11 protein-coding genes and 1 pseudogene are annotated in these 10332 nt (G+C 70.0%); 7 read left to right on the top strand and 5 right to left on the bottom strand.

From position 1 onward, the window contains the following. Positions 1-96: 96 nt before the first annotated feature. Both Q0326_RS04675 and pgeF read left to right on the top strand, forming a co-directional pair. On the top strand, positions 97-603 hold the full coding sequence (locus Q0326_RS04675; protein ID WP_298687633.1) for a GNAT family N-acetyltransferase: 507 nt from the start codon (positions 97-99) through the stop codon (positions 601-603). After that, on the top strand, positions 600-1391 hold the full coding sequence (gene pgeF / locus Q0326_RS04680) for a peptidoglycan editing factor PgeF (RefSeq protein ID WP_298687635.1): 792 nt from the start codon (positions 600-602) through the stop codon (positions 1389-1391). Before Q0326_RS04675 ends, pgeF begins: the two co-directional genes overlap by 4 nt. Before the next feature lie 453 nt (positions 1392-1844). Here the strand turns inward: pgeF and Q0326_RS04685 are convergent, their stop codons facing one another. Both Q0326_RS04685 and Q0326_RS04690 read right to left on the bottom strand, forming a co-directional pair. Further along, positions 1845-1991 carry a hypothetical protein gene (locus Q0326_RS04685; protein ID WP_298687652.1) on the bottom strand — a complete coding sequence of 49 codons (147 nt, stop codon included), beginning with the start codon at positions 1989-1991 and terminating at the stop codon, positions 1845-1847. 34 nt (positions 1992-2025) lie between these two features. Then, positions 2026-2229 (bottom strand): annotated as a pseudogene (locus Q0326_RS04690) (VOC family protein); the annotation flags it as partial. 70 nt (positions 2230-2299) lie between these two features. Between Q0326_RS04690 and Q0326_RS04695 the strand changes: the two are divergent. Beyond that, positions 2300-3628, top strand: coding sequence for a cystathionine gamma-synthase family protein (locus Q0326_RS04695; RefSeq protein WP_298687637.1), 1329 nt, complete (start codon positions 2300-2302; stop codon positions 3626-3628). Positions 3629-3713: 85 nt separating this feature from the next. Here Q0326_RS04695 and Q0326_RS04700 read toward each other — a convergent pair whose 3' ends face one another. From Q0326_RS04700 to Q0326_RS04710, 3 genes are all read right to left on the bottom strand, one after another. Further along, positions 3714-4388, bottom strand: a complete 675-nt coding sequence (locus Q0326_RS04700) for an HAD-IB family hydrolase (protein ID WP_298687638.1) — start codon at positions 4386-4388, stop codon at positions 3714-3716. A 308-nt stretch (positions 4389-4696) separates the two neighbouring features. After that, positions 4697-5464 carry an NTP transferase domain-containing protein gene (locus Q0326_RS04705; RefSeq protein WP_298687640.1) on the bottom strand — a complete coding sequence of 256 codons (768 nt, stop codon included), beginning with the start codon at positions 5462-5464 and terminating at the stop codon, positions 4697-4699. Next, on the bottom strand, positions 5452-6576 hold the full coding sequence (locus tag Q0326_RS04710) for a CDP-alcohol phosphatidyltransferase family protein (RefSeq protein WP_298687642.1): 1125 nt from the start codon (positions 6574-6576) through the stop codon (positions 5452-5454). The genes Q0326_RS04705 and Q0326_RS04710 overlap by 13 nt, the downstream gene beginning before the upstream one ends. A gap of 107 nt (positions 6577-6683) precedes the next feature. Here Q0326_RS04710 and Q0326_RS04715 point away from each other — a divergent pair, with 107 nt between their 5' ends. The 4 genes from Q0326_RS04715 to Q0326_RS04730 are packed head-to-tail and all read left to right on the top strand — an operon-like array spanning position 6684 to position 10274. Then, a complete protein-coding gene (locus Q0326_RS04715; RefSeq protein WP_298687644.1) occupies positions 6684-7784 on the top strand; it encodes an MlaE family lipid ABC transporter permease subunit in 1101 nt (366 codons plus the stop codon). Further along, positions 7781-8725, top strand: a complete 945-nt coding sequence (locus Q0326_RS04720) for an ABC transporter ATP-binding protein (protein WP_298687646.1) — start codon at positions 7781-7783, stop codon at positions 8723-8725. The genes Q0326_RS04715 and Q0326_RS04720 overlap by 4 nt, the downstream gene beginning before the upstream one ends. Then, positions 8725-9672, top strand: a complete 948-nt coding sequence (locus tag Q0326_RS04725) for an MlaD family protein (RefSeq protein WP_298687648.1) — start codon at positions 8725-8727, stop codon at positions 9670-9672. The genes Q0326_RS04720 and Q0326_RS04725 overlap by 1 nt, the downstream gene beginning before the upstream one ends. Positions 9673-9680: 8 nt before the next feature. After that, entirely contained in the window at positions 9681-10274 is a 594-nt protein-coding gene (locus tag Q0326_RS04730; protein WP_298687650.1) for an ABC-type transport auxiliary lipoprotein family protein, read from the top strand. Positions 10275-10332 lie beyond the last annotated feature (58 nt).

A 10332-nucleotide genomic window follows, 5' to 3' on the forward strand; every position in this document is an offset into this window, starting at 1 on the left:
CCTCACCACGCCCGCGCAGATGGGCGAGCTGTTCAAGGCGCTCGCGCTCACCGCGCCGGGCTGGCCGGTGCCCGCCGGCTTCGAGGGAGACCCCGCATGATCATCTATCGCGACGCCGTGCCCGGCGATGCCGCGACGCTCGCGGCGCTGTTCGCGCAGTGCTTCACCGACACGTTCGGCGCGCTCTACGATCCCGCCGACCTCGCCGCCTTCCTCGCCGGCCAGAGCGCCGCGCAGTGGGCGGCGCAGCTCGCGGACCCCGGCTACGCGATCCGCATCGGCGAGGACGGCGACGCGGCCGTCGCGCTGATCAAGCTCGGCCCGCCCGCGCTGCCGGTCGCGCGGCCGCGACCCTCGATCGAGCTGCGCCAGCTCTATCTCCTGCCCGCCTACAAGGGCAGCGGTGCCGCGCAGGCGGCGATGGACTGGGCGATCGCGACCGCGCGGACCCGCGGCGCACAGGATCTGTTCCTGTCGGTCTATGTCGACAATCACCGCGCCAGGCGCTTCTACGAACGCTATGGCTTTGAACGGGTCGGCCGCTACCAGTTCATGGTCGGTGCCCATGCGGACGAGGATGATCTGATGCGGCTCGCGCTATGACGACCGATACCATCGAGACGATCCGCGCCGCGGCGCTGGCGGGCGTGCCGCACGGCTTCTTCGGCCGCCGCGGCGGCGTCTCGACCGGGATCTACGCCGGGCTGAACGTCGGTCTCGGCTCGGACGACGATCATGACGCGGTGGTCGAGAACCGGCGGCGGGCGAGCCACGCGGTCAAGCCGGGTGCGACGCTGGTGACGGTCCATCAGGTCCACAGCGCGCTGGCGGTGGTCGCCGAGCCGGTGGCGGACGACGCCCGCCCCCGGGCGGACGCGCTGGTCACCGACCGGCCCGATCTCGTCATCGGCGTGCTCGCCGCCGACTGCGTGCCGGTGCTGTTCGCCGATGTCGACGCCGGCGTGGCCGGCGCGGCGCATGCCGGCTGGAAGGGCGCGATCGGCGGGGTCGTCGCCTCGACCGTCGCGGCGATGGAGGCGCTGGGCGCGCGCCGCGAGCGGATCGCCGCGGCGATCGGCCCGTGCATCGCGCGCGCCAGCTACGAGGTCGACGACGGCTTCCTCGCGCGCTTCTGCGCGGATGACCCCGAGAACGAGCGCTTCTTCATGGAGGGCCGCGCGGGCCACCACCAGTTCGACATCGAGGCCTATGTCGTCGCGCGCTGCGCGCTGGCGGGGGTGCGGCGGATCGAGGCGCTGGGGCTCGACACCTATGCCGACGAGCAGCGCTTCTTCAGCTACCGCCGCGCGACGCACCGCGGCGAGCCCGGCTACGGACGCCAGATCGCGATCATCGGGATCCAGGGCGAATCGCGACTCACTTCTGTCTAACGATAGCCATCGCTTCTATCCGTCATGCTGAACTCGTTTCAGCATCCCCTCCGCTGCGAGCGTGCCCCCTGGAGCGCGCGGGATGCTGAAACACGTTCAGCATGACGTCTCTTCGGTCGCGGCGAACCGCCCGCCGCTGAACGTCGATCCGCTCCAGTTCCCCGGCGCACGCCGGAGCCCAGGCCCCACGCGCCTGATCGAGCGCCGCCCCAGCCCCGATCCGCGGGCCTGGGCCCCGGCTTCCGCCGGGGAACAGCCTGGCAATGCGCGCCTCACCCCTTCGCGCACACCGGCGCGCCCGGCGAGGCGCGGGAGATCGCCATCGTCATCTCCAGTTCCCCGGCGCACGCCGGGGCCCAGGCCCCACTTCCCTATTCGATCGGCACGCCCGCCACATGCGCCGGGCCTGGGCCCCGGCTTTCGCCGGGGAACAGCCTGGCAAAGCGCCGCGCCTCACGCCTTCGCCCCCAGCTCCGCCGGATCGGTCAGCGTCGCCACCACCCAGCCATTGCCGTCGGGGTCGGACAGCATCGTGAACCGCCCCCAGGGCTGCTCGTCGATCGGCGTCACCGTCACCCCCCAGCCCCGCCAGCCGCGCATGTTCGGCGTCGATGTCGGCGACGTGGACGAGCAGCCCCTGCTGGCCGCCCGGCGGCATCTTGTCGAACCAGGTGACCAGCGCGATCGACGAGCCGCCGGTCTTGGGCTGGAGCTGGATCCAGCGCATGTCCGGCCCCATCGGCATGTCGCGGAGCAGCGCGAAGGCCATCACCTCGGTATAGAAACGCAAAGCGGCAGACGGATCGGATACGGGGATCGAGACGACGGCGATCGACATCGGAATGTCCTCCCACTTCGGCTAGAGCTGCAGCATAGCGCGAAAGTGCCGCGAATCCGAGAGAGATGCCATGACCGACGACACCACGTCCAACACCGAAGCCGATCTGTCCGGCGCCACCCCGCGCCGCCGCCCCAAGGCGGCGGTCCTCGAAGTCGGCGGGCGGCGCCTGTCGCCCTCGACGCTGATGATGGGCCACGCCTTCGACCCGATGCTGTCGGAGGGCTCGCTCAAACCCCCGATCTTCCTGACCTCGACCTTCGTGTTCGAGAATGCCGCCGCGGGCAAGCGCCACTTCGAGGGCGTCACCGGCAAGCGCCCGGGCGGCGCCGAGGGGCTCGTCTATTCGCGCTTCAACGGCCCCAATCAGGAGATTCTCGAGGACCGGCTCGGGATATGGGACGACGCCGAGGACGCGCTGGTCTTCTCCTCGGGCATGTCGGCGATCGCCACGCTGATGCTGGCGCTGGTCAAGCCCGGCGACGTGATCGTCCATTCGGCCCCGCTCTATGCCGCGACCGAGACGCTGATCGGCCGCATCCTCGGCCGCTTCGGCGTCACCTTCCTCGACTTCCCCGCGGGCGCCACCGAGGCGGAGATTGAGTCGCTGATGGCGCGCGCACGCGCGCAGGGCCCGGTCTCGCTGATCTATCTGGAGAGCCCCGCCAACCCGACCAACGCGCTGGTCGACGTCGAGGCGGTCTCGCGCGTCCGCGACCGTTTGTTCGCGAACGACGAGGCCAAGCCGCCGATCGCGATCGACAACACCTTCCTCGGGCCGCTGTGGCAGCAGCCGCTCAAGCAGGGCGCCGACCTGATCCTCTACAGTCTCACCAAATATGCCGGTGGGCACAGCGATCTCGTCGCCGGCGGGGTGACGGGCAGCAAGGCCGCGATCAACCCGATCCGGATGATGCGCAACACGATCGGCACGATCACCGATCCGCATTCGGCCTGGATGCTGCTGCGCAGCCTCGAGACGCTCGAACTGCGCATGAGCCGCGCCGGCGAAAGCGCTGTGAAGGTGTGCGAATTCTTCCGCGACCATCCCAAGATCGAGAGCGTCGGCTATCTCGGTTTCCTCGAGCCCGGCACGCGTCAGCGCGACATTCTCGACCGGCATTGCACCGGGGCGGGCTCGACCTTCTCGCTCTACCTGAAAGGCGGCGAGCGCGAGAGCTTCGCCTTCCTCGACACGCTCAAGATCGCGAAACTCGCGGTCAGCCTGGGCGGCACCGAGACGCTGGCCTCCGCGCCCGCGGCGATGACGCATCTGTCGGTGCCCGACGCGCGCAAGCAGGAGCTCGGGATCACCGACAATCTGGTGCGGATCTCGGTCGGCGTCGAGAATGCCGACGACCTGATCGCCGACTTCGACCAGGCGCTCAAGGCGGTGTGAGGGGTAAAACCCTCTCCCTCAGGGAGAGGGTTGGGTGAGGGTGTCCACCCTCACCCCAGCCCTCTCCCCGCCGGGGAGAGGGGGTTCAGCTCCCCCACTCCACCACCCGCCAGCCGCGCGTTGCCGCCAGCGCGCGCATCTTCGCGCTCGGGTTCGCCGCGACCGGTTCGTCGGCCCATTCCATCACCGGCGCGTCCGAGGCGTGGTCCGAATAGAAGCGCACGCGCACCGACTCGCGCGCGATCCCCTCATGCGCCATCCACGCCTCGATCATGCGCAGCTTGGCGGGGCCATAGGCGTTCTCGCCGTCGATCTTGGCGGTGACGCGCGCGTCGAGCCCGATGATCGAATTGGTCGCGATGACGTCGTCGAAGCCGAGTTTTTCGGCGATCGCCTCGACATAGAGCCTGTAGGAGGCGGTCGCGAGCACCAGCCGGCGGCCGGCGGCGCGATCCTCCGCGATCTGGCGCAGCGCCCCCGGCAGCGTGTTGAGCCGCAGCGTGCGCTCGGCGAAGCTCGCGGTCAGCGGGGCGAGATGCGCGCGGGAGATGTGGCGGCCGAGCAGCAGGCTCTGGTTGATCTCCTTGAGCCGCGCGCGCGTCATCAGCTTGCCCGCGTATCCGAGCATGGCGAGCAGCGCGACCGGCAGCAGCAGCAGCCGCCACGGCGCGCGGGCGAGCGCGGCGTGGATCAGGAACGGCGTGAAGGTGCCGGTGCGCGTGATCGTGCGATCCATGTCGTAGATCGCGAGCTCGGTCATGCGAATGCCTCCTCGAATGCCAGCCGTTCCCCGGCGAACGCCGGGGCCCAGGCCCGCACCCGAAAGCGGGCGCTGTATTTGCCACATACGCCGGACCTGGGCCCCGGCTTCCGCCGGGGAACGAGGAGGCTCATGCCCGACCCTCCAACACCGCTTCGGCGAACGCGAAATCAATCATGCGAATGCCTCTTCGAAGCAGCGCCGTTCCCCGGCGAACGCCGGGGCCCAGGCCCGTACCCGACAGCAGGCGCGGCGCCGACCACAGGCGCCGGGCCTGGGCCCCGGCTTCCGCCGGGGAACAGGGAGGCTCATGCCCGGCCCTCCAGCACCGCTTCGGCGAGGTCGAGATCGGATGGCTTGTCGACGTCGACCGCGGCGAGCGGATCGCTCAGCCCCACCATCCGGACGGTCGCCCCGAGCCCCCGCCCCGCCCGCGCGACCGCATCCGGCAGCGTGATCGTCCGCGTCAGCGCGCGCAGCAGCAGCCCGACGCCGAACTTGGCGATCAGCTTCCAGCCCTTCTTGCGGTCCTGTTCGACCGAGGCCCAGGTCTCGATCACCGGCAGTGCGGCGGGCCCGGCGAACCAGAACAGGTTGGCGCCGCTCCAGTCGCCGCCCTTGAAGCGCAGCCAGGTCCGTTTGGTCTGCGGGAAACGCGCCTCGACGATCCGGCGCTCGACCATCCCGACCGCGACGTCGGCGCCCGCCGCGCCCGCCAGGAATTCGGCGATCGTGGCGGGGGTGAGCAGCGCGTGGTCGGCGGTGGTGACGAACAGCGGAAACGGTGCCGCGCCGCTCGCCAGCGCCGCCGCGATCGAGCGCGCGATGCCGTCGCCCGAGCGCAGGAAGCCGATCCGCGTGTCGGCAGGAAGCGCGGCGGCGATCGGCTCGATATCCTGAGTCATCACCCAGACCGTGTCGATCGCGGGCGTCGCCAGCAGCGTCGCTGTGACCCGTGCGACCATCGGCGTGCCCGCGACCGGGATCAGCGCCTTGAGCGTTTCCCCGCGCGACGCGGCGAGAGCATCGATGCCGGGCCGGCGCCCGGCGAGCAGCAGCGCGGTCAGGCCAGCCATGACACGATCGCCTTGCCGCCGCGGCGCTGGAGATAGGCCTGCGCCAGCCGCACGACATGGAACAGGCAGGACAAAGCGGTCCACCAGGCGACCCCGAGCAGCCCCCAATCGGGCCGGGCGACGAGCAGGCTGGCGAACAGGATCACGACATTGGGGTTGCGCCGGGCGGTGACCAGCCGGAAGCGGCTGTCGGCGCGCTCCCAGACGTGGATGTGCATTTTGAAGCTGGCAATGAACGCGCCCTCGATGACGCGCTGCACGACATAGCCGACGACCAGCACCGCCATGATCTTCCACAGCGTCGCGGTGGTGAACGCCAGCCCCCAGCTGCCCAGCCCGATCCCCCACGCCCAATACCAGAAGGGCGGATGGACGAGATCGACGCCATGATCGAGGATATTGCCCCATTCGGAACTGGTGCCGGTGCAGCGCGCGAGCTTGCCGTCGACCGTGTCGAACACCATGAAGACCAGCCCCACCGCCAGGCCCGTCGCGAAATGCCCGTGCAGGAACAGCAGGAAGGCCCACACGCACAGCGCGATGCCGACCAGCGTCACCATGTTGGGCGTGATCCGCGCATAGGCCGCCCAGCGCGTCAGGTGGAACGCCGCGCCGCGCCACAGATAGAGCGTCAGCACGTCGGTCACGCCCTTGTAGGAGGCGTCGTAGCTCGCCTTTTCGATCGCGGGCACCGCGGCGGCGTCGAGCGGGACGAGATAGGCGTCCTCGCGCTTGCGCAGCGTGGCGTTGTAGAGGCTCGACTCGGTCTCGGCGCGCTGCTCGACGAGCCCGAGACCGGTGGGGAGCGCCGCCCCCGTCTCGATCGCCGCGATCACCGCCGGCGCCTGCGACGCGTCGGCGAGATGGACCAGCGCCGGGCGTCCGCCGCGCGTCACCGCGCGCCCCGGCTGGTCGCGGACATGCGCCAGCCAGGCCGGGTCCCAGGCGAAGCCGAGATCGGCGACGATCAACGGCCCGCGCTCCGGCATCCGGTCGACCGGCACCAGCCCGGCCTTCGACGCGAACCGGCGCGCGCGCTCGGCAGGCGTCAGGCCGAAGACGCGCGTGTCGTTGCGCCCGGCCTCGAGGAAAGCGACCTTGCGATCCGTCATAGATACTCCATGACCCGGCTCTTTGGCATGTTTCCCTGCCAAGTCCATCCGTTGAGGGCGATCGAACGCTTGCCGGGCGAAACGATCTGCCGCATTCTGCGCGGCAGATGACAGCTCAGGCCGCCGACTTCACCCAGGATGATCGTACGCTTCGCTTCACCGGCGAGTGGACGCTGCCGCGCCTCGGCTCGGTGCCCGCGCGGCTGGAGAATCTCGACGGCACGCCCGATACGGTCGACCTGTCGGGGGTCGAGCGAATCGACACGGTCGGCGCCTGGCTGGTCCACCGGCTGCAGCGCGATCACGCCGTGCGGATCGAGGGCGCCAGCGAAAAGGCCGAGCATCTGATCGGGCAGGTCGGGACCGTCGACCGGCCGTTCCAGATCAAGCCCGACGACCTCCATTCCTTTCAGCGCTCGCTCGGCCGGATCGGCAAGTCGACGATCACCGCGGGCCACACGATGGTCGGCCTGCTCGCCTTCTTCGGCGAGACGCTGATCGCGGTCTGGCAGGTGATCCTCAATCCGAAACGCTTCCGCGGCAATGCGGTGATCCGCCAGTTCGAGGTGGTCGGTGTCGACGCGCTCGCGATCGTCGGGCTGATGAGCTTCCTGATCGGCATCGTCATCGCGCAGCAGGGCGCGATCCAGCTCCGCCAGTTCGGCGCCGAGGTCTATACGATCAACCTCGTCGGCCGGCTCACCTTCCGCGAGCTCGGCGTGCTGATGACCGCGATCATGGTCGCGGGCCGCTCGGGCTCGGCCTTCGCCGCGCAGATCGGCTCGATGCGGCTCGCCGAGGAGGTCGACGCGATGCGCACGATCGGGCTGTCGCCGATGGAGTCGCTGGTGCTGCCGCGCGTCACCGCCGCGATCCTGATGATGCCGGTGCTCGCCTTCTACGCCGCGATGCTCGCGCTGATCGGCGGCGGGCTGTTCAGCTGGTTCGCGCTCAACCTGCCGCCGGTGACCTTCGTCGCGCGCATCCGCGAGGTCGTGCCGATGACCGACGTCTATCAGGGGCTGATCAAGGCGCCGGTGTTCGGGCTGATCATCTCGATGGCGGGCTGCTTTCAGGGCATGCAGGTCGAGGGCAATGCCGAGGCGGTCGGCTTGCGCACCACCTCGGCGGTGGTCCAGTCGATCTTCCTGGTGATCGTGCTCGACGCCTTCTTCGCCGTCTTCTTCGCGTCGATCGGCTGGATATGAGCGTCGCCGCCACCGAGCGCACGCCGGCCCCCGCCTCGCGCGACGACGATTGCATCATTCGCGTCCACGGCCTCACCAACCGCTTCGGCGAGCAGGTGGTGCACGAGAATCTCGATCTCGACGTCCGCCGCGGCGAAATCCTCGGCGTGGTCGGCGGATCGGGCACGGGCAAGTCGGTGCTGATGCGCTCGATCATCGGGCTGCAGGAGCCGGCCGAAGGCGAGATCGACGTGTTCGGCGAGCCGATGGGCGACCGCACCGACGTCCAGGCCAAGGAGGTCCGTCGCCGCTGGGGCGTGCTGTTCCAGAACGGCGCGCTGTTCTCGACGCTGACCGTCGCCGAGAACGTCCAGGTGCCGATCCGCGAATTCTATCCCGCGCTCGACCAGATGCTGCTCGACGAGATCGCCTCCTACAAGATCGTCGCGACCGGGCTGCCCGCCGAAAGCTCGAGCAAATTCCCCTCCGAACTGTCGGGCGGGATGCGCAAGCGCGCCGGCCTCGCCCGCGCGCTGGCGATCGACCCGGAACTGCTGTTCCTCGACGAGCCGACCGCCGGCCTCGATCCGATCGGCGCCGAGGCGTTCGACGCGCTGATCAAGGGGCTGCGCGACCTGCTCGGCCTCACCGTCTTCCTGATCACGCACGATCTCGACACGCTGCATGCGATCTGCGACCGGGTCGCGGTGATCGCCGACCGCCACGTCGTCGCGGTCGGTACGATCGCGGAACTGCTGGCGCTGGACCATCCCTGGATCCAGGAATATTTCAACGGACCGAGGGGGCGCGCGGCCGCCAGCTCCAAGGAGCGCGCCGCGATCGCCGACGACACGCGCCGCGACCGGATGGTGGCCGCCGACCGCGAGACGGCACGCGGCGAACTGGACGGTGGCGAAGTGGCGAAGGCCGAACCGAACGAAGATAAGGGCAGGACGAACTGATGGAGACGCGCTCGAACCATGTGCTCGTCGGTGGCGTCGTGCTCGGCATCCTCGCCGCCGCGCTCGCCTTCCTGATCTGGATGAGCCAGGTCGGCAACGGCCACCAGCAGCGCTACGACATCTTCTTCCCCAATTCGGTCGACGGACTGGCGAAGGGCTCGGTCGTCGCCTTTTCGGGCGTGCCGGTCGGCAAGATCGACGACATCAAGCTGCTCCCCGACAGCCCCGAGCTGGTCCGCGTCCGCATCTCGGTCGACGAGAACACGCCGATCCTGAAGGGCACCACCGCCACCGTCGCGGGCGTCGGCTTCACCGGGGTCAGCCAGATCAACCTCTCGGGCGCGCAAAAGGGCCAGCCGCCGATCACCGAGGTGGGGCCGTTCGGCGTGCCGGTGATCCCGACCAAGCCGGGCACGCTCGCAGGCCTGCTCAACTCGGCGCCCGAACTGCTCGACAAGCTGTCGGTGCTCGAGACCAAGCTCACCATGCTGCTCGACGACCGCAACCAGAATTCGGTGCGCCACATCCTCGCCAATATCGACAGCCTGACCAGCGATCTCGCAGCCCAAGGCCCGCAGCTGCGCCAGACGCTGCAGGGCGTGCAGGTGACGGTGAAGCAGGCGGGCGACGCCGCGCAGCAGATCGACAAGCTCGCGGGCAATGCCAACGACCTGCTCGACAAGCAGGGCCGGCCGCTGATGGCCGACCTGCGCGACGCGGCGCATTCGGCCAAGCAGAGCGCCGACAATCTCAACGGCATGATCCGCGACGCCAAGCCCGGCATCACCCAGCTCACCACGCAGACCGCGCCGCAGATCGACGAGCTCGTCCGCAACCTGTCCGACATGGCCGAGGCGCTGACGCAGACCGCCAACAAGCTCAACTCGGGCGGCGCCGGCGGCGTGCTCGGCGGCAAGCGCCTGCCCGACTACAAGCCGCACAAATGAGGACGATCATGCGCCCGATCCGCCCGCTGCCCCTGCTCGCGATCCTGCCCGCCCTGCTGCTCGCGGGCTGCATCAGCCTCGGCCCCAAGACGCCCGCCGAGCTGCTGCGACTGACGCCCGTGCAGACCGCGCCCGCCGACCAGGGCGAGGCGGTCGCGGCGGGGCGTGCGATCACCGTGGTCTATCCGGTCGCGCCCGCCGAACTGGCGGCGGTGCGCGTACCGGTGCGATCGGGCGCGACGACGCTCGCCTATATCAAGGGCGCGACCTGGGCGGACAGCCCCGCGCATCTGTTCCGCGACCTGCTCGCCGAGACGATCCACGCGCGCACCGACCGCCCCGTGCTCGATCCGCGCGACTATCATCTGGCGCCAGGCCTGCGCCTGAGCGGGCGGATGGAGCAGTTCGGGCTCGACGCCGACACGATGCAGGTCGCGATGGTCTATGACGCGACGCTGCAATATGCCGACGGCCGCATCCAGACCCGCCGCTTCACCGCGACCGCCCCGGCGACCGCCGCGACCTCGGCGGGCGTGGCGCCCGCGCTCAACACGGTCGCGAACCAGGTCGCCGCGCAGGTCGCGGACTGGGTGGGACGCTAGACCAGCCGTTCCCCGGCGAACGCCGGGGCCCAGGCCCCCGCGCGCGGTTCGAACGCCG

The organism is uncultured Sphingomonas sp., from assembly GCF_937859915.1.
GTDB lineage: Bacteria > Pseudomonadota > Alphaproteobacteria > Sphingomonadales > Sphingomonadaceae > Solisphingomonas.

Excerpts from the sequence above, each read along its gene's own strand:
- Q0326_RS04675 (WP_298687633.1), top strand. The coding sequence starts at position 97 with ATGATCATCTATCGCGACGCCGTGCCCGGCGATGCCGCGACGCTCGCG.
- pgeF (WP_298687635.1), top strand. The coding sequence starts at position 600 with ATGACGACCGATACCATCGAGACGATCCGCGCCGCGGCGCTGGCGGGC.
- Q0326_RS04685 (WP_298687652.1), bottom strand. The coding sequence starts at position 1,991 with ATGCGCGGCTGGCGGGGCTGGGGGGTGACGGTGACGCCGATCGACGAG.
- Q0326_RS04695 (WP_298687637.1), top strand. The coding sequence starts at position 2,300 with ATGACCGACGACACCACGTCCAACACCGAAGCCGATCTGTCCGGCGCC.
- Q0326_RS04700 (WP_298687638.1), bottom strand. The coding sequence starts at position 4,388 with ATGACCGAGCTCGCGATCTACGACATGGATCGCACGATCACGCGCACC.
- Q0326_RS04705 (WP_298687640.1), bottom strand. The coding sequence starts at position 5,464 with ATGGCTGGCCTGACCGCGCTGCTGCTCGCCGGGCGCCGGCCCGGCATC.
- Q0326_RS04710 (WP_298687642.1), bottom strand. The coding sequence starts at position 6,576 with ATGACGGATCGCAAGGTCGCTTTCCTCGAGGCCGGGCGCAACGACACG.
- Q0326_RS04715 (WP_298687644.1), top strand. The coding sequence starts at position 6,684 with ATGACAGCTCAGGCCGCCGACTTCACCCAGGATGATCGTACGCTTCGC.
- Q0326_RS04720 (WP_298687646.1), top strand. The coding sequence starts at position 7,781 with ATGAGCGTCGCCGCCACCGAGCGCACGCCGGCCCCCGCCTCGCGCGAC.
- Q0326_RS04725 (WP_298687648.1), top strand. The coding sequence starts at position 8,725 with ATGGAGACGCGCTCGAACCATGTGCTCGTCGGTGGCGTCGTGCTCGGC.
- Q0326_RS04730 (WP_298687650.1), top strand. The coding sequence starts at position 9,681 with ATGCGCCCGATCCGCCCGCTGCCCCTGCTCGCGATCCTGCCCGCCCTG.